This is a genomic window from Kitasatospora sp. NPDC002040 (assembly GCF_040296785.1).
Taxonomy (GTDB): domain Bacteria; phylum Actinomycetota; class Actinomycetes; order Streptomycetales; family Streptomycetaceae; genus Kitasatospora.
Window position 1 is genome coordinate 333,827 of sequence record NZ_JBEOXV010000001.1, and the last position, 25,102, is coordinate 358,928.

At 73.3% G+C, this 25,102-nt stretch carries 25 protein-coding genes and 1 pseudogene; 12 read left to right on the plus strand and 14 right to left on the minus strand.

Features of this window, described 5'->3' with window-relative positions:
- Positions 1–4: 4 nt before the first annotated feature.
- Positions 5–2,263, minus strand: a complete 2,259-nt coding sequence (locus ABT118_RS01600) for an ATP-binding cassette domain-containing protein (protein WP_350644138.1) — start codon at positions 2,261–2,263, stop codon at positions 5–7.
- Positions 2,264–2,367: 104 nt separating this feature from the next.
- Between ABT118_RS01600 and ABT118_RS01605 the strand changes: the two genes are divergently transcribed.
- A complete protein-coding gene (locus ABT118_RS01605; protein WP_350644140.1) occupies positions 2,368–3,189 on the plus strand; it encodes a TetR/AcrR family transcriptional regulator in 822 nt (273 codons plus the stop codon).
- A 7-nt stretch (positions 3,190–3,196) separates the two neighbouring features.
- On the opposite strand, the gene ABT118_RS01610 is transcribed toward ABT118_RS01605, so the two are convergent.
- Positions 3,197–3,637 (minus strand): MarR family winged helix-turn-helix transcriptional regulator, encoded by a 441-nt coding sequence (locus tag ABT118_RS01610; protein WP_350644142.1) that lies wholly within the window; start codon positions 3,635–3,637, stop codon positions 3,197–3,199.
- Positions 3,638–3,751: 114 nt separating this feature from the next.
- On the opposite strand from ABT118_RS01610, the gene ABT118_RS01615 reads away from it, so the two are divergent.
- Positions 3,752–4,102, plus strand: coding sequence for a DoxX family protein (locus tag ABT118_RS01615; protein WP_350644144.1), 351 nt, complete (start codon positions 3,752–3,754; stop codon positions 4,100–4,102).
- A gap of 25 nt (positions 4,103–4,127) precedes the next feature.
- Here ABT118_RS01615 and ABT118_RS32685 read toward each other — a convergent pair whose 3' ends face one another.
- The 3 genes and pseudogenes from ABT118_RS32685 to ABT118_RS01625 all read right to left on the minus strand — a co-directional run bounded on the left by ABT118_RS32685 (position 4,128) and on the right by ABT118_RS01625 (position 6,493).
- Positions 4,128–4,865: a site-specific integrase gene (locus tag ABT118_RS32685; RefSeq protein ID WP_502884475.1), complete on the minus strand. Its 738-nt coding sequence runs from the start codon at positions 4,863–4,865 to the stop codon at positions 4,128–4,130.
- Positions 4,842–6,086, minus strand: a pseudogene (locus ABT118_RS32690) (RNA polymerase sigma factor); the annotation flags it as partial. The gene ABT118_RS32685 and the pseudogene ABT118_RS32690, both read right to left, overlap by 24 nt.
- 83 nt (positions 6,087–6,169) lie before the next feature.
- Positions 6,170–6,493, minus strand: coding sequence for a YciI family protein (locus ABT118_RS01625; protein WP_350644147.1), 324 nt, complete (start codon positions 6,491–6,493; stop codon positions 6,170–6,172).
- A 151-nt stretch (positions 6,494–6,644) separates the two neighbouring features.
- Here ABT118_RS01625 and ABT118_RS01630 point away from each other — a divergent pair, with 151 nt between their 5' ends.
- Both ABT118_RS01630 and ABT118_RS01635 read left to right on the plus strand, forming a co-directional pair.
- On the plus strand, positions 6,645–7,304 hold the full coding sequence (locus ABT118_RS01630; RefSeq protein ID WP_350644149.1) for a DUF998 domain-containing protein: 660 nt from the start codon (positions 6,645–6,647) through the stop codon (positions 7,302–7,304).
- 32 nt (positions 7,305–7,336) lie between these two features.
- The gene (locus tag ABT118_RS01635) at positions 7,337–7,885 is read left to right on the plus strand and encodes a GNAT family N-acetyltransferase (protein WP_350644151.1); all 549 of its coding nucleotides are present in this window, start codon (positions 7,337–7,339) and stop codon (positions 7,883–7,885) included.
- Between the two features lie 110 nt (positions 7,886–7,995).
- Here ABT118_RS01635 and ABT118_RS01640 read toward each other — a convergent pair whose 3' ends face one another.
- Positions 7,996–8,430, minus strand: a complete 435-nt coding sequence (locus tag ABT118_RS01640; protein ID WP_350644153.1) for a MarR family winged helix-turn-helix transcriptional regulator — start codon at positions 8,428–8,430, stop codon at positions 7,996–7,998.
- 85 nt (positions 8,431–8,515) lie between these two features.
- Between ABT118_RS01640 and ABT118_RS01645 the strand changes: the two genes are divergently transcribed.
- The 3 genes from ABT118_RS01645 (at position 8,516) to ABT118_RS01655 (ending at position 11,415) form a co-directional block, all read left to right on the plus strand.
- Positions 8,516–9,685, plus strand: a complete 1,170-nt coding sequence (locus tag ABT118_RS01645; protein ID WP_350644155.1) for an MFS transporter — start codon at positions 8,516–8,518, stop codon at positions 9,683–9,685.
- On the plus strand, positions 9,682–10,107 hold the full coding sequence (locus ABT118_RS01650) for a GlcG/HbpS family heme-binding protein (protein WP_350644158.1): 426 nt from the start codon (positions 9,682–9,684) through the stop codon (positions 10,105–10,107). The genes ABT118_RS01645 and ABT118_RS01650 overlap by 4 nt, the downstream gene beginning before the upstream one ends.
- 135 nt (positions 10,108–10,242) lie before the next feature.
- A complete protein-coding gene (locus ABT118_RS01655) occupies positions 10,243–11,415 on the plus strand; it encodes an FAD-dependent monooxygenase (RefSeq protein ID WP_350644159.1) in 1,173 nt (390 codons plus the stop codon).
- 38 nt (positions 11,416–11,453) lie between these two features.
- Here the strand turns inward: ABT118_RS01655 and ABT118_RS01660 are convergent, their stop codons facing one another.
- The 3 genes from ABT118_RS01660 to ABT118_RS01670 all read right to left on the minus strand — a co-directional run bounded on the left by ABT118_RS01660 (position 11,454) and on the right by ABT118_RS01670 (position 13,567).
- Entirely contained in the window at positions 11,454–12,215 is a 762-nt protein-coding gene (locus tag ABT118_RS01660) for a group II truncated hemoglobin (protein ID WP_350644161.1), read from the minus strand.
- Between the two features lie 86 nt (positions 12,216–12,301).
- Positions 12,302–12,700 carry a MarR family winged helix-turn-helix transcriptional regulator gene (locus tag ABT118_RS01665; protein WP_350644163.1) on the minus strand — a complete coding sequence of 133 codons (399 nt, stop codon included), beginning with the start codon at positions 12,698–12,700 and terminating at the stop codon, positions 12,302–12,304.
- Positions 12,701–12,718: 18 nt separating this feature from the next.
- A complete protein-coding gene (locus ABT118_RS01670) occupies positions 12,719–13,567 on the minus strand; it encodes an NAD(P)H-binding protein (protein WP_350644165.1) in 849 nt (282 codons plus the stop codon).
- Between the two features lie 99 nt (positions 13,568–13,666).
- Here ABT118_RS01670 and ABT118_RS01675 point away from each other — a divergent pair, with 99 nt between their 5' ends.
- Complete coding sequence (locus tag ABT118_RS01675) at positions 13,667–14,155, plus strand: MarR family winged helix-turn-helix transcriptional regulator (protein WP_350644167.1); 489 nt, start codon at positions 13,667–13,669, stop codon at positions 14,153–14,155.
- Positions 14,156–14,261: 106 nt separating this feature from the next.
- Positions 14,262–15,698 (plus strand): S1 RNA-binding domain-containing protein, encoded by a 1,437-nt coding sequence (locus tag ABT118_RS01680; protein ID WP_350644169.1) that lies wholly within the window; start codon positions 14,262–14,264, stop codon positions 15,696–15,698.
- Here the strand turns inward: ABT118_RS01680 and ABT118_RS01685 are convergent.
- Complete coding sequence (locus ABT118_RS01685) at positions 15,667–17,103, minus strand: MFS transporter (protein WP_350644171.1); 1,437 nt, start codon at positions 17,101–17,103, stop codon at positions 15,667–15,669. The two genes, ABT118_RS01680 and ABT118_RS01685, sit on opposite strands and share 32 nt — an antisense overlap.
- Positions 17,104–17,210: 107 nt before the next feature.
- Here ABT118_RS01685 and ABT118_RS01690 point away from each other — a divergent pair, with 107 nt between their 5' ends.
- Entirely contained in the window at positions 17,211–17,801 is a 591-nt protein-coding gene (locus tag ABT118_RS01690; RefSeq protein WP_350644172.1) for a helix-turn-helix domain-containing protein, read from the plus strand.
- A 7-nt stretch (positions 17,802–17,808) separates the two neighbouring features.
- Here ABT118_RS01690 and ABT118_RS01695 read toward each other — a convergent pair whose 3' ends face one another.
- Positions 17,809–18,387, minus strand: coding sequence for a TetR/AcrR family transcriptional regulator (locus ABT118_RS01695; RefSeq protein WP_350644173.1), 579 nt, complete (start codon positions 18,385–18,387; stop codon positions 17,809–17,811).
- A gap of 83 nt (positions 18,388–18,470) precedes the next feature.
- Here ABT118_RS01695 and ABT118_RS01700 point away from each other — a divergent pair, with 83 nt between their 5' ends.
- Entirely contained in the window at positions 18,471–19,286 is an 816-nt protein-coding gene (locus ABT118_RS01700; protein WP_350644174.1) for an NAD(P)H-binding protein, read from the plus strand.
- A gap of 21 nt (positions 19,287–19,307) precedes the next feature.
- Here the strand turns inward: ABT118_RS01700 and ABT118_RS01705 are convergent, their stop codons facing one another.
- A complete protein-coding gene (locus ABT118_RS01705; protein ID WP_502884451.1) occupies positions 19,308–20,024 on the minus strand; it encodes a response regulator in 717 nt (238 codons plus the stop codon).
- Positions 20,021–21,265 carry a sensor histidine kinase gene (locus tag ABT118_RS01710; RefSeq protein WP_350644176.1) on the minus strand — a complete coding sequence of 415 codons (1,245 nt, stop codon included), beginning with the start codon at positions 21,263–21,265 and terminating at the stop codon, positions 20,021–20,023. Before ABT118_RS01710 ends, ABT118_RS01705 begins: the two co-directional genes overlap by 4 nt.
- 234 nt (positions 21,266–21,499) lie before the next feature.
- On the opposite strand from ABT118_RS01710, the gene ABT118_RS01715 reads away from it, so the two are divergent.
- Complete coding sequence (locus ABT118_RS01715) at positions 21,500–23,695, plus strand: MMPL family transporter (protein ID WP_350644177.1); 2,196 nt, start codon at positions 21,500–21,502, stop codon at positions 23,693–23,695.
- A gap of 7 nt (positions 23,696–23,702) precedes the next feature.
- On the opposite strand, the gene ABT118_RS01720 is transcribed toward ABT118_RS01715, so the two are convergent.
- Entirely contained in the window at positions 23,703–24,974 is a 1,272-nt protein-coding gene (locus ABT118_RS01720) for a serine hydrolase domain-containing protein (RefSeq protein WP_350644178.1), read from the minus strand.
- Positions 24,975–25,102 lie beyond the last annotated feature (128 nt).

Consider the following 25,102-nt stretch of genomic DNA (forward strand, 5'->3'; position numbering starts at 1 on the left):
CGGGTCAGGCGCCGACGTACTCTCGGAGGTGACGGGCAGTCAGGGTGTCGGCACCGGAGACCAGTTGGGAGGGGGTGCCGGTGAAGACGACCCGGCCGCCGTCGTGGCCCGCGCCGGGGCCGAGGTCGACGATCCAGTCGGCGTGGGCCATGACCGCCTGGTGGTGCTCGATGCAGATGACGGTGTTGCCGTCGTCGACCAGGCGGTCGAGGAGGGCGAGCAGGCGGTCCACGTCGGCGAGGTGGAGGCCGGTGGTGGGCTCGTCCAGGATGTACGTGTCGGCCTTCTCGGCCATGTGGATGGCCAGCTTGAGGCGTTGGCGCTCGCCGCCGGAGAGGGTGTTGAGGGGCTGGCCGAGGTGGAGGTAGCCGAGGCCGACGTCGGAGAGGCGGTCCAGGATGGCGCGGGCCTGGCCGGTCGGGAAGAACTCCCTGGCCTCGGTGACCGACAGGCCGAGCACCTCGCTGATGTTCTTGCCGCGCAGCCGGTAGTTGAGCACCTCCGGGGTGAACCGCCTGCCCTCGCACTTCTCGCAGACCGACGCCACCCCGGCCATCATCGCCAGGTCGGTGTAGATCAGGCCGAGGCCGTTGCAGTGCGGGCAGGCGCCTTCGGAGTTGGCGCTGAACAGGGCGGCTTTGACGCCGTTCTCCTTGGCGAAGGCCGTCCGGATCGGTCCCAACAGGCCGGTGTAGGTGGCCGGATTGGAGCGTCGGGAGCCGCGGATCGGTGACTGGTCGGCCACCACCACCCCCTCCCGTCCCGGCAGCGAACCGTGGATCAGCGAGCTCTTCCCGGACCCCGCCACCCCGGTCACCACGGTGAGCACCCCGGTCGGGATGTCCACACTGACGTCCTTGAGGTTGTGCAACCCGGCGCCGGTGATGGGGAGTTGCCCGGTCGGAGTGCGGACCTCGGGACGGAGTGCGACCCGGTGGCCGAGGTGGCGTCCGGTCAGCGTCCCGGAGCTGCGCAGGCCGGGGACGTCCCCGCTGTAGCAGAGCTGCCCGCCGCCGGACCCGGCGGCCGGGCCGAGGTCGACCACGTGGTCGGCGATCGCGATCACCTCGGGCTTGTGCTCGACCACCAGGACGGTGTTGCCCTTGTCGCGCAGGCGCAGCAGCAGGTCGTTCATCCGCTGGATGTCGTGCGGGTGCAGGCCGGTGGTCGGTTCGTCGAACACGTACGTGACGTCGGTCAGGCTGGAGCCCAGGTGCCGGACCATCTTGACCCGTTGGGCCTCGCCGCCGGAGAGGGTGGCGGAGCTCCGGTCCAGGCTGAGGTAGCCGAGGCCGATCTCCACCAGTGAGTCCAGGGTCTGCCGGAGGCCGGCCAGCACCGGGGCGACCGACGGGTCGTCGATCCGGCCGACGAAGGCGGCCAGGTCGCTGATCTGCATCGCCGAGCACTGGGCGATGCCGACCCCGTCGATGGTGGAGGAGAGGGCGGCGGCGCTCAGCCGGGTGCCGCCGCAGTCCGGGCAGTCGGCGAAGACCACGGCGCGGTCCACGAAGGCCCGGATGTGGGGCTGCATCGAGTCCCGCTCCTTGGCCAGGAAGATCCGCTGGACCTTGGTGACCAGCCCCTCGTAGGTCATGTTGGTGGAGCCGACCCTGACCTTGGTGCTCTCGCCGTGGAGGAAGGTCGTCCACTGCTCGGGGGTGTAGTCGCGCAGCTTGGCGTCCGGGTCGAAGAGGCCCGAGCGGGCCATGATCTGCCAGTACCAGGAGTCCACCGCGAAGTTGGGCACGGTGATCGCGCCCTCGTTCAACGAGAGGTCACGGTCGACGAGTTGGTCGACGTCGACCTTGGAGGCCTGGCCGAGGCCCTCGCAGCCGGGGCACATCCCCTCGGGACTGTTGAAGCTGAACGCGGCGGCGGTGCCGATCTGCGGGGTGCCGAGCCTGCTGTAGAGGATCCGCAGCATGGTGTACGCGTCGGTCGCGGTGCCCACCGTGGAACGGGAGTTGGCGCCCATCCGCTCCTGGTCGACCACGATCGCCGCGCTCAGGTTGTGCAGCGCGTCCACGTCCGGCCGGGCCAGCGTCGGCATGAAGCCCTGGACGAAGGCGCTGTAGGTCTCGTTGATCAGCCGCTGCGACTCGGCGGCGATGGTGCCGAAGACCAGCGAGGACTTGCCCGAGCCGGAGACCCCGGTGAAGATCGTGAGCCGCCGCTTGGGGATGTCGAGCGAGATGTCCCGCAGGTTGTTCTCCCGGGCGCCCCGGACCTGGATCACGTCGTGGTTGTCGGCTGCCGTCATTGCTCTCCCTCGTCCGTGCATCTCTGTACGCCGTACGTTATACGCCGTATAACGTGAGTGCCAGTGAATTATTCCGGCAGGTCCGAACAGGAGAGGATGGGCTCATGGCGAAGGACCGAAGCAGTGCAGGCGACCCCTCCCGTACGCTCGCGCTGCTCTGGCGCGAATCCGACGGGCGGCCCGGCGCGGGGCGCGGCCCCCGGCCGGGGCTCACCGTGGACGCGGTCGTGCAGGCCGCGCTCGAACTCGCCGACGCCGACGGCCTGGACGCGGTCTCGATGCGCCGGATCGCCCAGCAGCTCGGCGTCACACCCATGACCCTGTACACGTACGTGCCCGGCAAGGCCGAGCTGCTCGACCTGATGCTGGACACCCTGTTCCTGCGGATGCCGCGTCCGGTCGATCCGGCCGCCCCCTGGCGCGAGCGGGTCACCGCCGTCGCCGAGTCCAACCGGGTGCTCCAGCTCGCCCACCCCTGGGTGGCCGCCCTTCCCGCCACCCGCCCGCCGCTCGGGCCCGGCCTGATCGCCAAGTACGACCACGAGCTGGGGGCGTTCGACGGCCTGGGCCTCACCGATCTCGACATCGACGCGGCCCTGACCCACCTGCTGGCCTTCGTCCGATCCACCGGGCGCACCGCCCTGGAGGCCCGGGCCGCCGAACGGGACAGTGCGATGTCGGACGACGACTGGTGGGAGGTCAACGGCCCTCTGCTCGCCCGGGTCTTCGATCCCGAGCGCCATCCGCTGGCCACCCGGATCGGCGCGGCGGCCGGCGAGGCGCACCGGAGCGCGTACAGCGCCGACCACGCCTACGGGTTCGGGCTCCGCTGCGTGCTCGACGGCTTCGCCGCACTGATCGCCGAGCGGGCGGAGGAGGCCGAGCAGGCGGGGCGGGCGGGGCAGGAGGAGCGGCCCGGCGGGTGAGGCCGGGTCAGTCCTGGCCGGCGCAGGGGTTGCCGTCGTCGGGGGTGGCGCGGAGGCGGGAGAGGACGGAGGTGAGGCCGTCGATCTCGGCGGGGGTGAGGTCGCGGAAGAGTTCGGCCTGGGTGGCGGCGACGGTGGCGTACAGGTCGGCCACCAGGGCGGTGCCGCGGGGGGAGATCTCCACGATGTGGCGGCGGCGGTCGGCGGGGTCGCGGCGGCGTTCGGCCAGGCCGTCGCGTTCGAGGTCGTTCAGCAGCGCGACGATGACGCTCTTGTCGACGCCGAGGGTTTCGGTGAGGACGTGCTGGCCGATGGCGCCCTGGTCCTGAAGAACCATCAGGACATGCCCGTGTCCGGGCTTCAGCCCGTGTGCGGCCATGGCCTTCCTGACCCGGACGCCGGCGGAGTGGCCTTGGAAGGCCAGGGTCAGCAGGGGGAGCTCCTCCATCACGTCGACAACCCTACCCGGGCGGAAACTGTCGCACCCCATCAATGGTTGATAGTTTTCAACTATCTGCTAGCCTCCACGGTATTCGCCCCGCGACCCGTCTGGAGAGCTGCCGTGTTCATCGCCTATGTCGTCATCGCCGTCCTGTTGTCCCTGGTGCTGCTGTTCTCCGCGTACAGCAAGCTGACCCGCGAGAGCAGCGTGACCGAGAGCATGGCGAAGCTCGCGGTCCCGCTCGGCCTGCTGCCGTTCCTGGCCACCTGCGAGATAGCCGGTGCGCTCGGCCTGCTGGCCGGGATCTGGGTCACGCCGCTGGCAGTGGCGGCGGCCGTCGGTGTGGTCCTCTACTTCGTCGGCGCGGTGGGCGCCCACCTGCGCAAGGCCGACCTCAAGGGCACGCCGCCCGCCGCGGTCCTCCTGGTGGTCTCGGCGGCCGTACTGGTGCTGGGGATCGCGGCGGCCTGAGGCTCCACGGCAGTGGCGCCTCGGTTCAGGGCCGGGTTTTGAGGCGGCTGAGGGTGAGGCCGCCGCTGGCTTGTTTGAAGAGATACTCGGCCCGCTCGTAGGAGAGCCGGGCCCGGCCGGTGTCCGGGCAGAGGTCGGCGGTCGGGGTGCGGGCCGGGCCCGGGCGGCGGTCGGTGAGGAAGAGCGGGCCCCGGCTGCGACCGGCCAGCAGTGCGGGGAGCAGCCGGGCGGTGCCCGAGCGCCAGGCGATGCCGGGCCCGGCCGAGCGGTCCTCCAGGTCGAGGTCCTCGACGTTCAGTGCGAGGGCGGCCTTCACCCCGGTGCCCGACTCGTGCAGCAGGCGCCACAGGGTCTGTTCCCGCAGGCTCGGGCCGGTTCTGGTCGCTGTGAACAGTGCGTCGAGCCGGTCGGGGCCGAGCGGCTCCGTACGGGTCCGGGTTTCGGTTCGGCGGTCCAACCCGGCAGCGGCGTCGGGAAGTTCGGCCCAGGCGCCGAAGGAGCGGACGGCCGCACGGTGTCGGTTCCAGGTCCTGGGGGCGGCCGATCCCCAGGTCGCGGTGAACACCCCGGCCACCTGATCCGCCGTCAACTCGGCCAGGGGGAGCCCCTCGCCGAGGCTCAGGCGGAGCCGTCGCAGGGTCTGCCCGTACGAGCGGACGGTCGCCGGGTCCAGGTCGGTGCGGGCCAGGAAGGCACGGGCGGCGCTGCCGAGGGTGGGGCCCGTCGGGGCGGCGTCGGCCAGGGCGTCCGCGCGGCCGAGCAGGAAGGTGCGTTCGGCGGTGTTCCGGGTCAGCGCGGCGGCCCGCTGGAACTCCAGCCGGGCCTTTGCGGGCCGGTGCAGCCGGGCCAGCAGGTCGCCCCGGACGCTGGGCAGCAGGTGGTAGTCGCGCAGCGCGGGATCGTCGGCCAGCTCGTCGGCCAGGTCGAGCCCGGCCTGCGGACCGCGGGCCATGCCGACCGCCACGGCGCGGTTGAGCCGGACCACCGGCGTCGGCAGCAGCCGGACTAACGCCCCGTACAGGGCGGCGATCTGGGCCCAGTCGGTGGCCTCGGAGGTCGGCGCCTGCGCGTGGCAGACCGCGATCGCGGCCTGGAGCACGTACGGCCCGGGCGGCCCGCCGAGCTCGCGGGCCCGGAGCATCGCGGTGAAACCGCGCCGGATCAGCAGGAGGTCCCAGCGGCCCCGGTTCTGCTCGTGCAGCAGGACCGGTTCGCCGGACGGGCCGGTGCGGGTGGCGGAGCGGGAGGCCTGGATCTCCATCAGCGCGACCAGCCCGTGCACCTCGGCCTCGCGCGGCGCCAGGACGGCGAGCAGCCGGCCCAGCCGGAGCGCCTCGTGGCAGAGCCCCGGGCGCATCAGGTCGTCGCCGGAGGTGGCCGAGTAGCCCTCGTTGAAGATCAGGTAGACCACCTCCAGGACGGAGGAGATCCGCCCGGCGAGTTCCGCCTGCTCGGGCAGCTCGAACGGGATCCGCTGCTCGGACAGCGTTCGCTTGGCGGTGGCGATCCGCTGGGTGATCACCGGCGCGGTGACCAGGAAGGCGCGGGCGATCTCCTCCGCCGTCAGACCGCCGAGCAGCCGGAGCGTCAGGGCGGCCCGGGAGGCGGTCGGCAGCACGGGGTGACAGGAGATCAGCATCAGCCGCAGCATGTCGTCGGGCTGGTCGTCCGACGGCTGGTCTGGTTCCTCGGCCGACTCGTGGGCCAGTTCGTGCGCCAGCAGCTCCTGCTTGCGTTCGAGCAGCTGGGAGCGGCGGATGTGGTCGACGGCGCGGCGCTTGGCGATCGTGGTCAGCCAGGCGCCCGGGTTGTCCGGGACACCGGTGCGGGGCCACTGTTCGAGGGCGGCGACCAGGGCGTCCTGGGCCAGCTCCTCGGCCAGCCCGACATCGCGGACCAGGCGGGCGAGGCCGGCGATGATCTTCGCCGACTCCAGCTTCCAGACCGCGTCGATCGTCCGGCGGGTATCCAGCACGGGCACCATGACAGCACACGCGCCCCGGCTCGTGGGCGAGCCGGGGCGGGGTGCGGGGGGAGCAGGCGGGAGCAGGCGGGGCTCAGTGGGGCTCAGGAGGTGAAGACCTGCTGGAGCCTGCTCTCGCCGTCGCCGACGATGCGGCGGAACCGGCGGGCCAGCTCGATCGCCTCCTCCTGCGAGCGGACCTCGACCAGGGCGAAGCCCGCCACCGCCTCCTTCGCCTCGGCGAACGGGCCGTCGGTCACCGTGATCTCGTCGCCCGAGGAGGCGATCCGGATGCTGGCCGGGTCCAGTCCGCCGGTGGCCAGCAGGACGCCGGAGGCGGTCAGCTCCTCGATGAAGGTGCCCATCTCGGCGAAGAGCTTCTCGTCGGGGGTGGAACTGCCGGCGTTGGTGGTCATCAGGTAGCGCATGGTGTGTTCCTTCGTGTGGTTCAGGTTCGGTGGGTGCTTCTGCCGGTACGTCGAACGGGGTGATGTGACAGGGAATGTGCGTCATTCCCTGTCACATGGACGGGACGACGTACCGATGAGAAACCGAATCCCCGGAAGGAACGCACCCGCCATGACCACCGTTCAGCTCCCCGCCGCCCGCACCGCCGGCCTCTCCACCCGCACCCTGCTCGGCTGCGCCGTCCTGACCACCCCGGTCTGGACGGTGGTCGCCCTGACCCAGGCCGCCACCCGGGACGGCTTCGACCTCACCCGCCACCCGCTGAGCATGCTCAGCAACGGCTCGCTCGGCTGGGTGCAGATCACCAACTTCCTGCTGGTCGGGGCACTCGCGGTGGCCGGCGCGGCGGGCCTGCGCCGGGTGCTCGACAGCACCTGGGCGCCCCGGCTGCTCCGGGTCTTCGGGCTCGGGATGATCGCCGCCGGAGTCTTCGTCCTGGACCCGGCCGACGGCTTCCCGGTGGGTACGCCGGGCGGAGTGCCGGCGAGCATGAGCTGGCACGGCATGGCCCACCTGGCGGCCGGGTCGATCACCTTCACCGCCATGATCGCGGCCTGCTACGTGCTCGGCCGGTACTTCCGCCGGGCCGGAGAGCGAGGCCTGGCGATCGGCTCCTGGGTCGCCGGTACGGCACTGCTGCTGGGCAACGGCTGGGCGATGAGCGGCGGCCCGGCCGGGTCGGTCACGCTGGCCGCCGGGGTGATCGCCGCAATGCTGTGGATCTCGGTCGTCGCCGCCCGGTACCGTGCCCGCTACCGTCAGGGCCGCTGATCCGGCGTCAGCGGAGCACCAGGGGAGCGGACATGTTCGAGGGCAAGCTGGTCAGGCTGCGGGCGCTGCGCGCGGAGGACGCGGAGCACCACCTCCGCTGGCGCAACGACCCCGAGGTGGTGCGCCTGGCCGCCGCCGGCGACCCGTGCTTCGGGCCGGTCACGGCGGAGGCGGTCGGACTCGGCTTCGACACCATGCTCCGGCTCTTCCCGCGCGAGTCGGCCGTCTTCACCGTCGAGGACCTGGCGGACGGCCGGGTGATCGGGATGGCCGACTACCGCGACCTGGACCCGGCCAACGGCGTGGCCACCCTCGGGGTGACCATCGGCGAGCGCGAGTACTGGGGCCGGGGCCACGGGGCGGAGGCGCTCGGCCTGGTGGTGGACCACCTGTTCGGCGCGTACGGGCTGAACCGGCTGGAGCTGGACACCTGGAGCGGCAACGACCGGGCCGTCCGCGCCTTCACCCGGCTCGGCTTCCGGGAGGAGGGCCGCCGCCGCTCGGCCGTGCTGGTGGCGGGGGAGCGGTACGACCGGGTGCTGTTCGGGATGCTCCGGGAGGAGTGGGCCGCTCGCGTCTGACGTCCCGTCCGAAGTCCTTCGATCCGTCCACCCCTCGGGGGTGGGCGGATCGCTGCATTTCGGGGCGGGGCGTTTCGACACCGGTCGTGCCGGGTCGTGCCCGGGCGACGCTAGGCGGTGGGCGGGGTCTCGGCGTTCCGGACGATCCGGGCGAGCAGGTCCCGGACGATGGCCGACTCGGCCGGGGTGAGCCCCTCGGCGAGGCGGGCGTCGAGCCGCGCCACCAGGGCGTCGGCCTCGGCGAACACCTCTGCGCCGCGCTCGGTCATCCGGATCTCGATCAGCGTGCCGTGGATCGGGTGCGGGGTGCGGGAGACCAGGCCGCGCGACTCCAGTCGGCCGAGCAGGCTGTTCATCGTCTGCGGGGTCACCGAGAGGCGGCGGGCGAGCTCGGCGGCGTTGATGCCCGGGTTGTCGCTGAGCACGGCGAGCGCGCCCTGCTGCGCGGCGGTGATCCCAACCTCCCGCACCGCGGCCTCCTTGGCGGCCTGCGTGATGCGTTCGGCCTGCTTGATGTGGACCAACAGCCGGTCGGTGTGATGCATGTGCCGAGTGTAGGAGCGGGTGCCAGTAACCACCAAGAGAGCAGACAGCTTGCGTAAAGCTATTCGCATGCTGTTAGCTGCATGCATGCGAATAGAAGATCCGACGGCAGACGGCCGACGGTGGTCGATCCTGGCTGTGGGCCTGCTCGCGATCACCGTCGGCTGCACCTTCCAATTCGGCCTCCCGTACCTGATCCCGGCCCTGCGCGCCGACGGGATGTCGCTGGGCACGGCGAGCACGCTCGCCGCCTGCCCGACGTTCGGGGCGCTGCTGACGCTGTACGCCTGGGGTGCCGCCGCCGACCGGTGGGGCGAGCGCCTGGTCCTGGTGACCGGGCTCGCGCTGGCCGGCCTGCTGGTCCTGGCTGCGACGCGGATGCACTCGACCACCGGCCTGGGTGCCTGCCTGGCCCTGGCCGGAGCGGCCGTCGCCTCGGTGCACGCCTCCAGCGGACGCCTCATCCTCGGCTGGTTCGCCGCCAGGGAGCGGGGTCTCGCGATGGGCATTCGGCAGACCGGTCAGCCCCTGGGGGTCGCGGTGGCCGGCCTGACCGTCCCCGTGCTCGCGGTGTACGGCCGGGGCAGCGTCCTGACCGTCCTCGGTACGGCCTGCCTGGCCGCCGCCGCGCTGGTCGCCCTGACGGTGCGTGACCCGCCGAGACGGCCGGCCGGGACGGCGGTCCGGTCCGGTTCGCCCTACCGGACGCCGGTGCTGTGGCGCATCCACGCGGCCAGTGCGCTGCTGGTCGTCCCGCAGTTCACCGTCGCGACCTTCGCCCTGGTCTTCCTGGTGGACCAGCACGGCTGGCAGGTCCAGTCGGCCGGGCGGCTGCTGGCGGTGGCCCAGATCGGCGGAGCCGTGGCCCGGTTGGCGGTCGGCAGCTGGTCCGACCGGGTCGGCAGCCGGATGCGTCCGATGGCGCAGCTCACCGCCGGGTCCGTCGTGATCATGGCGTGCCTGACCGTCGGTGCCTGCACCGGTTCGGTGATCGCGGTTCCCGCGCTGGTCCTGGCCTCGGTCGTCACCGTCAGCACCAACGGCCTCGCGTTCACCGCCGTGGCCGAACTCGCGGGCGGGGCCTGGGCGGGCCGTGCCCTCGGCATTCAGAACACCGCCCAGAACGTCTTCGCCTCCGCGACGCCTTCCGTGGTCGCGCTGCTCGTGACCGGCATCGGCTACGGCCCCGCTTTCGCCGCCGTCACCGCCTTTCCCCTGTTGGCCGTCGTCACCATTCCCCTGAGGAGCTCGAAATGACCGCAGTCCGCACCCGCCCCGCCCTCGGCAACGATCTCGCGCGCGCCATCGTCGACGCCGCCCTGGCCGCCGCCCGGGAGACCGAGCTGCGCTTCGCGATCGCCGTGGTCGACGAGTCCGGCCACCTCAGCGCCTTCGCCCGGATGGACGGTTCGGGCCTGATGACCATTCAGATCGCCCAGGACAAGGCCTACACTTCGGCCGCCTTCGGCCTGAGCACCACCGACTGGCACGAGTTCGTCGAGCAGGACGCCCAGCTCTCGGTGGGTGCCCGGACCGGAATCGACCGGCTCGTCACCTTCGGCGGCGGGCTGCCGATCGTCGTCGACGGGCAGCTCGTCGGCGGGATCGGCGTCTCGGGCGGGCACTGGTCGGACGACGTCAAGATCGCGGAGGCGGGTCTGACCGCGATCACCGGCTGAGAATGACGGCTGATCGAGACGGGTGGCGCGCCCGGCCGGGAGTGACCGGCCGGGCGCGCCGTTCGCAGGATGGTTCGCCCGGGAAGCACCGCCGCGCGGCAAGCTGGGCCGACCACCCCGAGGGACGGAGCCAGCATGTCCGACACCACCACCACGCCCCGGATCGCGATCGTCGGGGGCGGCCTCGGCGGCCTGACCCTCGCCCGGGTCCTCCAGGTGCACGGCATCGCCGCCACCGTGTACGAAGGCGAGTCCGCCCGGACGGCCCGGGGCCAGGGCGGCACGCTCGACCTGCGCCCCGGGACCGGGCAGCGGGCGCTGGAGCTGGCCGGGCTGACCGGAGGCTTCCTGGCCGCCGCCCGGCCCGAGGGCCAGGACCTGCGGCTGGTCGACAAGCACAACGTCCTGTTGCGCGAACTGATCCCCGAGGAGGGTGAGTTGGCGCGGCCCGAGATCGACCGCGGGGTGCTCCGCGATCTGCTGCTGGACTCCCTCGACCCCGGTGCCGTCCGGTGGGGCCACCGCCTCGACCGGGCCGTGCCGGTGGGCGGCGGTCGGCACGAACTCCGCTTCGAGGACGGCACGGTGGAGACCTGCGAGCTGCTGGTCGGCGCCGACGGGGCGTGGTCCCGGGTCCGTCCGCTGCTGCACGACACCACTCCCGGCTACACCGGGGTGACCTTCGTCGAGCTCGGCATCCCGGATGCCGACCGGACCCACCCCGAGCTGGCCCGGCTGGTCGGCCGGGGCAGCCTGTACGCGCTCGGGGACGACAAGGGCCTGCTGCCGCAGCGCAACGGCGACGGCCGGATCCGCGCCTACGTCGCGCTCCGGGTGCCGGAGGGGTGGCCGGCCTCAGCGGGCGTTCCGTGCGACCGGCCGGCCGAGGTCCGGGTCGTCCTGCTCGACCACTTCGCCGACTGGGCCCCGGAGTTGACCGACCTGATCCGGTACGGCGACGACACCGTGCTGCCCCGCCCGATCATGATGCTGCCGATCGGCCTGACCTGGCCGGGCACCCCCGGCGTCACGCTGATCGGCGACGCCGCCCACCTGATGTCGCCGTTCTCCGGGGCAGGTGCCAACCTCGCCATGCTGGACGGGGCCGAACTCGCCCTGGCCGTGGCCGAGTCGGCGGCCGACCCGGCCGCCGCGGTGCCCGCCTTCGAGCGGGTGATGCACGAGCGGGTCCGGCCGGAGGCGCGGCTCGCCTCGGACAACCTGGAGCTGATGATCGCCCCGGACGGCGCCCGGCTGATGGCCGAGATGATCGACCGCTTCACGGCGGCCGCCACCGGGAAGGACTGACAGCCACCGGCTGGGCGCCTGCTCCCGGACGGCCGGGGTCAGCCCCGGTACGGCGGGGTGATGCCCCAGTCCCAGCGCGGCATCGGGGTCTCGGGCAGCGGCGGCGGGTTGGGGCCGGAGTAGATCAGCGCCATCCGGGTGCCCCACTCCAGGTAGTACGCGAGGACGCCGCGGAACTCCGGGTCGCTCGGCAGGCCGACCTCGTCGGCGGTCGCCAGCAGCAGCGCCACCCAGCGGCTGCGCTGCTGCTCGGTGACACCCCGGCCGAGGTGGCGGGAGGCCATGTGGCGGTGGCCGCCCAGCTCGGTGCTGTAGCGGGCCGGGCCGCCGAACACCTCGCCGAGCCAGGCCGCCACGTGCTCGGCGTGGTGCGGGTCCATCCCCGCGAAGACCGGGGCGAGCACCGCGTCCTCGGCGACAAGCTCGTAGAAGCGGGTGAACAGCCGGTCGAAGGCGGCCGCCCCGCCGGCCCACGCGTACAGGGTCGGCGTCGAACCGCCCCTGCCCACGACCTCGGTGACCTCGTAGTGGCGCATCTCCTCGATGGACTCGATGTACGGCTTGATCTCGGCCAGGAAGGCGGCGAAGTGCGGACCCTTGCGGAAGCCGCCGAGGTGCTCCTCGGCGGAGGTCCAGCGGATCCGCAGGACGTACGCGGCCGGGTCCTCGGTGCAGCGGGCCAGCTCGTAGTCGACGCACTGCTCGGCCGCCCCGAGCGGGCCGGCGGCCCGGAGGTAGGCCTGCTCGAAGGCGGTGCGCTGCGGTTCGGCGATCCGGTACCTGATGTACTCGACAATCATGAGCTGACTCAACCTCAGCAGCCTTTCCGGAGCAAGGACTTGAGGCATCCTGTGACCTTCGTGGCGGCGCCGAGGCGCCGCAGGGCTCAGCTCAGGTTCCGGGTGATCCGCTCCAGCACGGCGACGGCGGTGCGGTAGTCCGCGTCCGGGATCCCGGCCGTCGCCGACTCGCGGAAGGCGGAGACCCGTTCGGCCACCTCGGCCAGGCGGGTACGGCCTTCGGCGGTCAGCGCGAGCCGGTCCGGTGCGGGGCGGGTCAGCCAGCCGTCGGCGAGCACGGCCTCGACAGCAGCGGTCAGGGTGGGGGCGTCAGCGTTGGCGGCGAGGACGGTCAGGACGGCGGTGTCGGTGGCAGCCGGGTCGTCCTGGACGACGTTCAGGACCTGCCAGGCGAGCCGGGTCAGGTGGTGCTCGGCCAGCATCGCGTCCATCCGGGCGGTGAGGGCCCGGTCGGTGCGGTTCAGCCAGTAGCCGATGGGCTTCAACTCTCGCTCCCGAGCGGGTCAGTGCTGCCCGGCGAAGGCGGCGGCGTTCTCGGCGGCCCACTGCCGGAAGCTGCGGGCGGGGCGGCCGAGCAGGGTGTCGGTGGTGTCGGCGACGGTGGCGGGGCCGTGCTGCTCGGCGGCCTGCCAGAGGTCGAGCAGCGAGCCGGCCATCGGGGCGGGCATGAAGCCGCCCAGCTGCCGCTCCGCCTCGGCGCGGGTGATCCGCTGGACCGGGATCTCCCGGCCGACGGCCTCCGCCACGATCGCGAGCTGCTCGCGGAAGGTCAGCGACTCGGCGCCGGTCAGGGTGACCGCACGCGGGCCTGCGAGCTTGCCGGTGAGGGCGGCGGTGGCGACGTCGGCGATGTCCTCGGGGTGGATCGGCGCGATGTGGGCTTCCGGATAGGCGAGTTGGACCGGCTGGGCCCGGCCGACAAACCAGGCCCAGCCGAGCGCGTTGCTGGCGAAGGCGTCCGGGCGCAGGAAGGTGCAGGCGAGCGAGGAGGCGGCGAGGGCGCGCTCTACCCGCAGACTGTGGCTCGCCAGCGGGTCGTGCTCCGCGTCCGGGCCGAGCACCGAGGAGGACGAGAGCAGCACGACGTGCTCGACGCCGGCGGCCTCGCCGGCGGCGATCAGCTCGTGGATGCCGGCCGGTTCGGGATAGAGGAAGACCTGCCGGACGCCGCGGAGCGCGGCCTCGAAGGTCTCCGGCCGGTCGAGGGCCAGCTCGGCCGTCTCGACCCCGGCGGGGACGGTGAGTTCGGCGGGCCTGGCGCTGGCGGCGCGGACCGGGAGGCCGGCGCCGTGCAGCTGGTGGACGACCGAGCGGGCGACCCTGCCGCGGGCGCCGGTGACGAGGATGGTCACGATGGAATCCGTTCGTTGATGAAGACATATGCATGCTCACATGCACACGTTTTCATGTCAACACATGTCTTCATGGAGTCATCCAGATACGATGGGGCCATGACGAAGCACCGGACCGCCGACGCCGACGAACTGCTGAACGCCGTGGGTCCGGCCTTCGGGAAGCTGCGACGCTCCTCGCTCCTGGACGTGGAGAACCCGATCTCGCAGAAGGACCTGAGCCGCACCCTGGTCCTCAACATCGTCCTGGAGGCCGAGCAGGCCGAGGCCGATCAGCCCCGCGAGATCACCGTCGGCGCGATCGCCGCCCACCTCGGTGCCGACCCCTCGGTGGCCAGCCGGATGGTCTCCGACAGCATCTCCGCCGGCTACCTGATCCGCGCCGCCTCCCAGCAGGACGGCCGCCGCACCGTCCTCCACCTCAGCCCCGAGGGCCGCGAGCTGATGGCCCGCTTCCGCCGCCACCAGCGCGACGCCTTCGAGTCGATCACGGCCGACTGGAGCGAGGCCGAACGCCTGGAGTTCGCCCGCCTGATGCTCAAGTACGTCGCGGCCCAGGACGCCCTTCGGGCCCGCGGCGAGCGCTGAACCCTTCCGTCGTCCGGCCGGGTTCGCTAGTTTGCAGGCATGATCACGCCTCCTGTCCGCCCGCGACCGGCCCTCCGGGCACCTTCGAGCCGCGCGGAGCGCTGACATGGCGCTCCCGGTCCACCGCGTCACCCCTGGCCTCCGGTGCGGTGGCCGACGGCAGTTCGCCGCCGCCGCCGTGTCCCTGGTGGCGGCCTCGGCCGAAGCCGCCGGTGTCCACCGCCTGGTGATCGACAATCCGATGCTCGAGGGCTTCTTCTCGTACGGTGCCCGCGGCGGTGCCGGGCGGATGCTGTCCGGGCTCTTCCCCGACCGCCTGGCCGGCTGTCATGACGGTGCCGTGGTGCCGTTGGCCACCGGCCTGGAGCTGGTCCGCATCATGCTGGTGCGGGAGGGCAGTTGGTGCAGGCTCCGGTCCGACTCCGGGTTCTCCGTCCATGTCGGTGACCAGGACGACCTGTACCTGCGCGGCGAACTGCCGGTGCCGGACGAGGACCTGCGGATCGAGGCGGTCGGATCCTCCCCGTACGACCCCGGGCTCGACGAGGTGCAGCAGCGGCGGCCTGCGGACGGTGCCTTCTGGCGGGAACTCGGCCTGTTGGTGGCCGAGTCGGGGCCCGTCCTGGTGGAGGAGCAGTACATCGCCCGGGCCCGCCGCTGGCACCGCCCGACCGGTGCCGATGAACTCGCCGTCCTTCGAGGCGGATTGGCGCCGCGTGCCCGGGTGCGGGTGTGGCCGGACCTGACCGGGGACATCGGGGCGGTCCGTGCTGCGGTCCTGCGCGGGGAGCGGCTCGAACTGCTGGTCCAGCAGGCTCCTGACGGGCGGCTCACCGACGGGAGGATCGCCGAACCGTGGATGGGCCGCTCCGACGCCCCGCACCCGCAGATCGCCGACGGTCCCGGACACCGGGCCACCCTGATCCCCTGGGGATCCGACGGTCCCGGCCCCCTGCTCGACGCCCAACTGCCGGACGCCGACGGTGTCCTGCGGGCCAGGTGGCGCACCAACCGGACCCTGGCCGACCGGCGGCGGGCGTTCCTGGGCTCGCTCCGGGTCGGGGACACGGTCACCGGCACGGTGGCCACCGGCCTGGAGGACGTCGGGGTGCGGGTGGACCTGGACGGGGAGCCCGACCGGGGGCTCGGCTTCCTGCGGGTGCCCGAGCTGTCCTGGGAGCGCGTCGACTCGGTGGACGTCGTAGCCCCCATCGGCCGCCGGATCAGGGCCCGGATCCTGCACGTCGACTGGACCTGGGAAGAGGTGAGCCTGTCAGTGAAGGCGCTGACTCCCGACCCCTGGCGGACACCCGGTCGGCTGCCGGCCTCCGGCGCGGCAGTCAGGGGCACGGTCAGCCGGGTGCTTCCGTTCGGCGTTTTCGTCCGGCTGGCGGAGGGCGTGGAAGGGATGGTCCATGCGCCCGAGGCTGCGGTGGCGGTGGCGATGGGGGACGAGGTCGAGGTGGTGGTGCTCGACGTCGACCTGATGCGTCGTCGGATCGGTCTCGCCTTCAGGCCGGGGAGTGCGCAGGCCGGCGGCTGAGGGTCAGGGCCAGGGCGGCGGCCGTCAGGAGGGCGGCGGCGGCGAAGGTGGTGCGGGTGCCGGTGGCGATGGCTCCGGGGTGGGCCGTGGTGATGTCGGCGGTGCCGGTGGCGAGGGTGAAGACGGCGCCCAGGACGGCGGCGCCGGTGACCAGGCCGAGGTTCCGGGAGAGGTTGAGCAGGCCGGAGGTGACGCCCCGTCGGTCGGGGGCGATGTCCTGCATGACCGAGGTGTTGTTGGCGGTCTGGAAGACCGAGTAGCCGACGGTGAGGACCGCGATCGGGACGAGGTAGCCGGGCACGCCGAACGAGGTCGGGGTGACGGCCAGGGCGGCGGCACCGGCCGTCATCGCGAGCAGCCCGGCCACGGTCATCCGGCGGGGTCCGAAGCGGTCCGCGATCCGGCCGGCCGGCACGCCGGTGAGTGCCACCAGGAACGGACCGACCGTCATGACCAGCCCGACCGCCGCGTTGTCGAGCCCGAGCGCGCGGGCGAGGTGGAACGGGCCGACCACCAGGGTGGCCATCATCACCGTCGAGACCAGGACGCTCATCGCGAGCCCGGTGCTCAGCCTGGGGTCACGGAAGGCCGCCGGTCGGACCAGCGGCGCCGCCGCCCGCCGCTCGGTCCGGACGAACAGTGCGGCGCCGAGCCCGGCCGCCACCAGCAGGCCCAGGTTGAGCGCGCCGAAGTGCCCGTGACCCGTCGTCATGGCGAGGGCGTACGCCCCGAGGCCCAGTGCCAGCAGCACCGTGCCCCGCAGGTCGAAGGCGGGCCGCCCGGAGCCCGGACGGGGCGGGTCGGCGGGCAGGTGGCGGTACGCGAGCAGCAGGCCGAGCACCCCGAGCGGCGCGGTGGCCAGGAAGACCGCCCGCCAGCCGGGGCCGGAGACCAGGACGCCGCCCAGCGACGGACCGAGTGCGGTGCCGATCGCCGACATCGTCCCGAGCAGCCCCATCGCGCGGCCGGTCCGCTCCTTGGGGACGGTCCCGCCGACGAAGGCCATGGTGAGCGCCATCATGACCGCGGCCCCGAGGCCCTGCGCGGCCCGGGCGGCGATCAGCAGCCAGAGCGTGGGCGCGACGCCGCACAGCACCGAGGCCGCCGTGAACAGGCCGAGGCCGCCGAGCAGCAGTCGGCGCCGCCCGGTGAGGTCGCCGAGCCGTCCGACGCCGACGATCAGGGTGGTGACGGCCAGCAGGTACGCCAGCACGATCCACTGGACCTGCTGGAACGAGGCGCCGAACGCCTGCGCCATGGCGGGCAGTCCGACGTTGGCGATGCTGGTGCCGAGCGAGGCGAGCAGCATCGAGAGCGAGAGGGCGGCCAGCGCCCACCGGACCGACGGCCGCCGTTCCGGTGGGTCGGCCACCACGGCCGCCCGTACTGCACTGTTCGGGTTCACTGCGCTCTCCGTCCGCCGGCACCTGCTGATGCGGGGAGCGTGCACTGGGCCGGTCGGGGGCGGCAATCGATGTTGCCGTTTCCGGGACGACGGGGTGGAATGCCCACATGGACAGTCCGCCGCCGTACCGAGCGGTCCTCGACGAGGTCGGCCCCCGGCTCCGCCGGATGCGTGCGCACCACAACCTCACCCTGGCCGCGGTCTGCGAGGCCACCGGCATCTCCAAGAGCACCCTGTCCCGGCTGGAGTCGGGCCAGCGCCGCCCGAGTCTGGAGCTGCTGCTGCCGCTGGCGGAGGTGTACCGGGTGCCGCTGGACGATCTGGTCGGAGCGCCCGAAGTGGGCGACCCCAGAGTCCGGTTGACGCCGCACAAGCTGGCGCACGGCGGCACCTTCGTCCCGCTCTCCCGGACCCCGGGGCCGCTCCAGGCGTACAAGATGATCATCCCCGACCGGGGCAGCGAGCCCGAGCTCCGCTCGCACGAGGGCTACGAGTGGCTGTACGTGCTGGACGGCCGGCTGCGGCTGGTGCTGGGGGAGCACGACCTGGTGCTGGGGTCGGGCGAGGTGGCGGAGTTCCACACCCGGGTGCCGCACTGGTTCAGCAGCGCGGACGGGCGGCCGGTGGAGGTGCTCAGCCTGTTCGGCCGCCAGGGCGAGCGGATGCACGTCCGCGCCAAGCCGAAGCCCGAGCTCTGATCCGCCGTCAGGCCAGCGAGTCGATCCAGCGGGCCAGCCGGCGGCCCTCGGTGGCCATCAGCTCCGGGTCGCGGAGCGTGTTGGTGAGCAGCGAGATGCCCTGGTACGCGGCGACCAGGGCGACCGCGAGTTCGTGGGCGTCGTCCCGGCCCATGGCCCGGAACTGCTGCTCGGCCCAGTCGATCAGGGCGCCGATCACCTGGGCGATCGCCCGGTCGAGGCCGTCGGCGCGCTTGTCGAGCTCCGAGGCCAGGGTCCCGGTGGGGCAGCCGTACCGGGCGGTGAGCTCGCGCTGCCCGATCCAGCCGTCCAGCAGCGCCTTCAGCCGCTCCTGCGGGGTGGGCAGCGCGTCGAGGGCGCCGATCATGCTCTGCAGGCTCTGGGCGTGGGCGTCGATCGCCGCCCCGACCAGGTCGTTCTTGGTCTTGAAGTAGTAGTAGACGTTGCCCACCGGGACGTCGGCCGCCCGGGCGATGTCGGCCAGGGTGGTCTGCTCCACGCCCTGCTCGTGCAGGACCCTGGCCGCCGCGGTCGCCAGCCGTTCGCGCTTGCCGGCCGGGCGCCGGACCTGTTCTGAGTGAGTCACCTGACTGACTGTAGACGCCTGACGGGATGTCAGGCTAGGGTCTCTCTAAGTCAGCCAACTAACTCACTGCTGCAGGAGTTCTCATGATCGTTGTCACGGGTGCGACCGGAAACGTCGGCCAGGAGCTGGTCCGGACCCTCGTCGAGGTCGGCGAGCAGGTGGCCGCCGTCTCCCGTCACGCCGCCGAACTCCCGCTGGGCGCCGTGCACTTCGCGGCCGACCTGGCCGACCCGGGGAGCCTGCGCCCGGCGCTGGCCGGCGCCCGGGCGCTCTTCCTGCTGGTGGCCGGGGAGGACCCGGAGGGCATCCTGGACCTGGCCCGGGAGGCCGGGGTGCAGCGGGTGGTCCTGCTCTCCTCCCAGGGCGCGGGGACCAGGCCCGAGGTCTACCGGCACCCGGTGGCGTTCGAGTACGCGGTGCGGCGCTCGGGTCTCGACTGGACGGTCCTGCGGTCGGGCGGGCTGAACTCCAACGCCTTCGCCTGGGCCGGGTCGATCCGGGCGGAGCGCACCGCCGCCGCCCCGTTCGGCGCGGTCGGGCTGCCCACCGTCGACCCGGCCGACATCGCCGAGGTCGCGGCCGCCGTCCTGCGCGGGGACGGTCACGCGGGCCGCACGTACGACCTGACCGGCCCGGTGCCGGTCACCCCGAGGGAGCGGGCCGCCGCGATCGGCGCGGCGCTGGGCGAGCCGGTGCGGTTCGTCGAGCAGACCCGGGAGGAGGCCAGGGCGCAGATGCTGGCCTTCATGCCCGAGCCGGTGGTCGAGGGCACGCTGGCGATCCTCGGCGAACCGCTGCCGGCCGAGCAGCGGCCGAGCCCGGACGTCGAGCGGATCCTCGGCCGGGCGCCGCGCACCTTCACCGCCTGGGCCGCCCGGACCGCACCGGCCTTCCGCTGACCGGCTCCGGCGGCCGGTCGGTCAGCCGTCCGTCCGGGCGGTGACCAGGCCGGACTCGTAGGCGGCGATGACGGCCTGGGCGCGGTCCCTGACGTCGAGTTTGCCGAAGATGCTGGTGATGTAGTTCTTGACCGTGGAGAGGCTGATCTCCAGGGCGTCGGCTATCTCCGTGTTGTCGAGGCCGGTGGCCATCAGGCGCCACACCTCGACCTCGCGGGGCGTCAGTTCGCCCGGATCGGCGAGGGCCGCCGCCGGGCGGGTGCTGCGCGGAGCCCGGACGTAGGTCGAGATCAGCCGGGTGAGCAGGCGCGGTGCGACCACGGCCTCGCCCGCGTGGACGGTGCGGATCGCCGCGCCCAGGTCCTCCGGGGAGACGTCCTTGGGCAGGAACCCGTACGCACCGGCGCGCAGCGCGGCGACCACGTACTCGTCCATGTCGAAGGTGCTGAGGGCGAGCACCCGGCACCCGGGCAGGCTGCGGGCCAGCTGCCCGGTCGCGGCCACCCCGTCCAGGACCGGCATCCGGATGTCCATCACCACCACGTCGGGGTGCAGGCGGTGGGCCAGCGCGACGGCCTGCTCGCCGTTCTCGGCCTCGCCCACCACCTCGAAGGACGGGTCGGGGGAGAGGATCAGCGACAGGCCCCGCCGGACCAGCGGCTGGTCGTCCGCGATCAGCACCCGGATCCTCTGCGGTGTACCGGCTGTCGGCGGCGTCCCGGGGGTCGGCGGCGTCACCGGTGCACCGCCCCGCGCTGGACGGCCGCCTCGTCGGCCTCCTCGGGGGCCAGCGGCAGTTCGGCCCGGACAGCGAACCCGCCGTCGGCCCGGTGGCCGGCCGTCAGGGTGCCGCCGTGCAGTGCGACCCGCTCGCGCATCCCGATCAGCCCGTAGCCGGCCGGGCCCTTGGCCGAGGTCGGCTCCGGCGGCGGCGCTCCTCCGCCGTCGTCCTGCACCTCGACGGTGAGCCGGTCCTGACCGTACGTCAGCTGCACCGAAACCCGGGCCGGTCCGGCGTACTTGCGGGCGTTGGTCAGGGCCTCCTGGACGATCCGGAACACCGTCAGGCCGACCGTCGGCGGCAGCGGGTGCTCCCGACCGCAGACGGTCAACTCGGTGGGCAGGCCGGCCAGTCGGGACTCCGCCAGCAGGCGGCCCAGGTCCTCGGCGCCCGGCTGGGGCGCCGGCGGGGCGTGCTCCGGCTCGTCGCCGGCCCGTAGGACGTCCAGGAGTTGGCGCATCTCCCGCAGGGCCAGCCGCCCGGAGGACTCCAGCGTCACCAGGGCGTCCCGGACCACCTCCGGGTTCGCGAGGTTGGCCCGGGCCCCGCCCGCCATCAGCTGCATGGAGGTGATGTGGTGGGCCACGATGTCGTGCAACTCCCGTGCGATCCTTCGGCGTTCGTCGGCCACCGCCCGGTCGGCCAGCAGCGTGCGGTTGGCCGCCACCTCGCGCTGCCAGCGGGTGACGGCGATGCCGGTGCCGGTGACGATCAGGACCGAGAGGGTCGCGGCGATGACGTCCGTCCAGGTCGGCACCAGGCCCCGGCTCTGGCTCAGCAGCGTCAGCGCCGTGGTCCCGACGGCGGCGGCCGCCACCACCGGGCCGGAGCAGGACCGGACCACCGTGTACAGGGCCACCACCAGGACGGCGCCGAAGTGGCTGGGCAGCGGCAGCGTCAGCGCCGCCGTCGCGTCCAGGGCCAGGACGGCGGCGAGCGCCGCCACCGGGTGCCTGCGCCGGGCGAGCAGCGGGAGGGCGGCCACCGCGACCAGCAGGAACCCGGTGACGCTGACTCCACCCCGGCCGGTCGGGTCGAGGACGTAGCTGAGCAGGTTCAGCGCGCAGGCCGCACCGGTCACCAGGGCGTCGTTGCGGGTCCAGGGCGGCTCGGCGCCGTCGACCGGCAGCGGTTCCCCGGCGTCGCCGGGCCCGCTCGGTCGGCTGTCCGGTCGGTTGCCCGTTCGGTCGCTGGACATGACTGTTCCCCCTCGTGCACGGCCTCCTGTCTCCCCGACAGGGTTGCACACGCCGGCCGCGGCCCGGCCCCCTGACCAGGACCCAGGTCCTGGTCAGGGGGCCGGGAAGGACCCAGGGCCCCGGTCCGGATCATCCGCTGCCAGGACGCCCGGGGGCCCCTCGGAGTGATGGTCTGGATACGGCCGGGAACCCCCGGCAGACGTCCGTTTCCAAGCCGTCCGTCGGAGGACAACGTGATCCGCGCCTTGACCGGATACTCCACCAGAAACCCGTGGCGGATCATCGCCCTCTGGGCGGTGCTCGGTGTCGCACTGGCCGGTCTGACCCCGGGTCTGTTCGCCCGCGTCATCCAGAGCCAGAGCGGCGACTTCCTGCCCGGGAGCTACGACTCGGCCGCCGCGCTGCGGATCGCCGAGGAGCAGTTCGGGCTCGACCCCGACGCCACCACGGTGACGGTGCTGGTCGCCCGCGCCGACGGCAAGGTCCTCGACGCCGCCGATCAGCGGCGGATCGAGGCCGGGGCGGCGAAGCTGGCGAAGCGTCAGGTGGTGATGCCCAGGAAGGAGGACGAACCGGAGTTCCTGGTCCCCGACCACTCCCAGACCCCCCGGATCGCACCGGCGATGGTGGCACCCGACCGCAGCTTCGAACTGCTCTCGGTCGAGCTGGTCGGCAGCGCCGCCGACGAGGGCGTCCACCGCCTCTACCGGGCCTTCCGGGACGAGGTCCGGGCGGAGTTTTCGGACGACGGGCTGCGCACCGGCTTCACCGGGGGCCTCGCCGAGACGGTCGACAGCACCGACGCCCACAAGACCGCCACGACGGTCGGCGGCGCCCTCGTGATGGGGCTCATCGTCCTGCTCAACGTGCTGGTCTTCCGCAGCGTGCTGGCGGCCGTGCTGCCGCTGCTCGCGGTGGCCCTGATCGGCGGCGTGGCGGGCGGGGCCGTCGCGGGTGCCGCGATGCTGACCGGGCTCAAGCTCGACCCGGGTACCCCGGGGCTGATCAGCGTGGTCCTGCTCGGCATCGGGATCGACTACCTGCTGTTCCTGCTGTTCCGCTTCCGCGAGCAGCTGCGGGCCCGGCCGGACCAGCCCGCCCGGGAGGCGGCCGCGCAGGTGTCGGCACGGGTGGGCACCGCGATCACCTCGGCGGCGCTGACCATCGTGGCCGCCTTCGCCACGCTGGGCGTGGCGACCTTCGGGCAGTTCCGCTCGCTCGGCCCGGCCATCGCGGTCGCGGTCCTGGTCATGCTGCTGGGCAGCCTGACCCTGCTGCCGGCCCTGCTCGCGGCCGCCGGACGGAAGATGTTCTGGCCCTCCCGCAGCCTGCGCCACCAGCCCCGCGAAGGAGCGGCCGCCCGCTTCGGCGCGCTGGTCGCCCGCCGCCCGGTGATGCTGGCGTTCGCCGCCGTCGCCCTGCTGGGCGCGCTGGCCGCCGGGACGGCCGGGATCCGGATGGACTACGGCCAGGGCGGCGGCAGCGACACCCCGGCCGCGGCCACCGCCGCCGAGATCTCCCGGGCGCTGCCGGCCGGTGTGTCCGACCCGACCAGCGTCTACGTCGCCAGCAGGAACGGTGCGCCCCTCACCACCGGACGGCTGGACGAGCTGTCCCGGGCCCTCACCCAGGTCCAGGGCGTGGGCCAGGTGGCACCGACGGTCCTGAACGGGGACCGGCGCGCCGCCCGGATCGACCTCTACCTGACCGCCGACCCGCAGAGCCAGCAGGCCCGCGACCTGGCCTCCGGCCCGGTCCGCGCCGCCGTCGCCGCGCACACCCCCGACGGTACGGCGGCCCACGTGGGCGGTACGGCGGCGATCTTCGCCGACATCGCCACCGCCGTGGACCACGACCTGACCGTGGTGTTCCCGGTCGCGGCCGGGCTGATCGCGCTGATCCTGCTGCTGCTCCTGCGCAGCCTGCTCGCACCGCTGATCCTGATGGTCTCCGTCGGCCTGGGCTTCGCCGCCACCCTCGGCGCCGCCACCCTGCTGTTCCAGCACGGGCTGGGCCGGCCGGGCGTCAGCTTCACCCTCCCGCTGGTGCTGTTCCTCTTCGTCGTCGCGCTGGGCACCGACTACAACATTCTGATCGCCGACCGGATCCGCGAGGAGATGCAGCGCCCCGGCCCGGCCCGGGCCGCCGTGGCCCGCGCGGTACGGCACACCGCCCCGGCCGTCGCGACGGCCGGCCTGGTGCTGGCCGGCTCCTTCGCCACCCTGGCCACCAGCCCGGGGAGCGAGCAGGTCGCGTTCGCGATGACGCTCGGCATCCTGCTGTCCGCCCTGGTCCTGTCGCTGGTGCTGGTCCCCGCGCTGGCGGCCCTGCTCGGCCGGGGCCTCTGGTGGCCGGTCCGCCCGGGCCGCGGCTCCGCCCACCGGGCTGCGGCGCCGGCCCCCGAGCCCGAGCGGGTCACCGTCTCCTGACGGCAGGTCAGTGCGGGTCCAGGTCGAAGGCGGCACTGGCGATCCCGTACTGGACCGCGAACGGCACGCCGTTCCGGCTGGTCGGGGTGAGCGAGTAGACCAGGTCCCGGGAGGCGTCCGGGGTGGCGAAGATGCCGTTGGTCCAGCCCGGGCGGCTGCCGGTCTTGCCCCAGAGCACCACGCCGGACGGACTGGTGAAGCGCATCAGCGCCGTGCTGAAGCAGGCCCGGCCGGCGGTCGGACCGATGTCGCAGTTCCGGTTCCGGAAGTTCGGCACGTCCGGGACGGCGAACAGTTCGGCCTGCTGCGCGGGCGGCAGCAGCCGTCCGCGCAGCAGCGCGGAGAGGAAGCGGTCCAGGTCGGGCGCACTGGAGACCATGCCGCCCTCGGCCCACGGCCACGGGCTCTGCTCGGTGACGTCGACCTGCTCGGTGCCCGTTCCGTCCGGCCGGGGGACCGCCAGGTAGGCGTGCGCGGTCGGGTGCGCCAGCCGGGTGTCACCGGCGGCCGGGACGGCGGTGCTGTGCAGGCCGAGCGGACGCAGGATGCGCGCGTTCACCTCCTGCGCGTACGAGCGGTGGGTGACCCGCTCGACCAGCAGGCCGGCCAGGAAGTAGTTGAGGCCGTTGTACTGCTGGGCGGTGCCCGGCTCGAACTGCATCGGTCGGCCGACCGCCTCGGCCACCACCTGCTGCGGGGTCCAGCTCTCGTCCATGTGGTCGGCGAACCACTGGTCCCCGCCGTCGTCCCCGCCGAGGCCGCCGCCGGTGGGCAGGCCGCTGGTGTGGTTGAGCAGCTGACGGACCGTGATCGGCGGGTAGGCGGCGGGCAGCGCGTCCGGGAGGTACTGCTGCACGGTGCCGTCCAGGTCCACCCGGTGCTCGGCGGACAGTTGCAGGAGCACGGTGGCGGTGAAGACCTTGGAGATGCTGCCGATCCGGAACCGTCCGTCGGCAGCGACCGGGCGGCGGCCGCCGTCCAGCTCGCCGGTGGTCAGCTTGCCGGTGCCGGAGGTGCCCGACCAGCGGCCGTCCCGGCCGTCCACCAGGACGACTGCGCTGGTCAGTTGGGCGTTCGGCAGGGCGGCGGTCATGGCGCTCAGCGCCTGGGCGTTCGGTGCCTGGGTGTTCGGCGCCTTGTTCGTACGGGGCTGCGCCGTGGCGTCGACGGCGGTGCCGGCCACGGCTCCGGCAGTGAGGGCGACCACCAGTGCGCCGGCTGCCCCTGCGTTGGCCCAACTGCGGTGGGCGGAGCGGCTGTTCACGGCGGCACTGGTCATCTCGGCATCCCTCGGCGGTGGTTGGCGGGCCTCGGCGGCCCGGCGACATGCAGAAGTCTGCCGAGCCGCGGCCGCCCGGCCATCCGGGACCGACCCCGAGCCGCCCCGGAGCCACCCCTGGCCCGGCC

What these genes read in the sequence shown, in the direction of transcription:
- ABT118_RS01600 (WP_350644138.1), bottom strand. Translation starts at nt 2,263, where the DNA reads ATGACGGCAGCCGACAACCACGACGTGATCCAGGTCCGGGGCGCCCGG.
- ABT118_RS01605 (WP_350644140.1), top strand. Translation starts at nt 2,368, where the DNA reads ATGGCGAAGGACCGAAGCAGTGCAGGCGACCCCTCCCGTACGCTCGCG.
- ABT118_RS01610 (WP_350644142.1), bottom strand. Translation starts at nt 3,637, where the DNA reads ATGGAGGAGCTCCCCCTGCTGACCCTGGCCTTCCAAGGCCACTCCGCC.
- ABT118_RS01625 (WP_350644147.1), bottom strand. Translation starts at nt 6,493, where the DNA reads ATGCGCTACCTGATGACCACCAACGCCGGCAGTTCCACCCCCGACGAG.
- ABT118_RS01630 (WP_350644149.1), top strand. Translation starts at nt 6,645, where the DNA reads ATGACCACCGTTCAGCTCCCCGCCGCCCGCACCGCCGGCCTCTCCACC.
- ABT118_RS01635 (WP_350644151.1), top strand. Translation starts at nt 7,337, where the DNA reads ATGTTCGAGGGCAAGCTGGTCAGGCTGCGGGCGCTGCGCGCGGAGGAC.
- ABT118_RS01640 (WP_350644153.1), bottom strand. Translation starts at nt 8,430, where the DNA reads ATGCATCACACCGACCGGCTGTTGGTCCACATCAAGCAGGCCGAACGC.
- ABT118_RS01645 (WP_350644155.1), top strand. Translation starts at nt 8,516, where the DNA reads ATGCGAATAGAAGATCCGACGGCAGACGGCCGACGGTGGTCGATCCTG.
- ABT118_RS01650 (WP_350644158.1), top strand. Translation starts at nt 9,682, where the DNA reads ATGACCGCAGTCCGCACCCGCCCCGCCCTCGGCAACGATCTCGCGCGC.
- ABT118_RS01655 (WP_350644159.1), top strand. Translation starts at nt 10,243, where the DNA reads ATGTCCGACACCACCACCACGCCCCGGATCGCGATCGTCGGGGGCGGC.
- ABT118_RS01660 (WP_350644161.1), bottom strand. Translation starts at nt 12,215, where the DNA reads ATGATTGTCGAGTACATCAGGTACCGGATCGCCGAACCGCAGCGCACC.
- ABT118_RS01675 (WP_350644167.1), top strand. Translation starts at nt 13,667, where the DNA reads ATGACGAAGCACCGGACCGCCGACGCCGACGAACTGCTGAACGCCGTG.
- ABT118_RS01680 (WP_350644169.1), top strand. Translation starts at nt 14,262, where the DNA reads ATGGCGCTCCCGGTCCACCGCGTCACCCCTGGCCTCCGGTGCGGTGGC.
- ABT118_RS01690 (WP_350644172.1), top strand. Translation starts at nt 17,211, where the DNA reads ATGGACAGTCCGCCGCCGTACCGAGCGGTCCTCGACGAGGTCGGCCCC.
- ABT118_RS01700 (WP_350644174.1), top strand. Translation starts at nt 18,471, where the DNA reads ATGATCGTTGTCACGGGTGCGACCGGAAACGTCGGCCAGGAGCTGGTC.
- ABT118_RS01710 (WP_350644176.1), bottom strand. Translation starts at nt 21,265, where the DNA reads ATGTCCAGCGACCGAACGGGCAACCGACCGGACAGCCGACCGAGCGGG.
- ABT118_RS01720 (WP_350644178.1), bottom strand. Translation starts at nt 24,974, where the DNA reads ATGACCAGTGCCGCCGTGAACAGCCGCTCCGCCCACCGCAGTTGGGCC.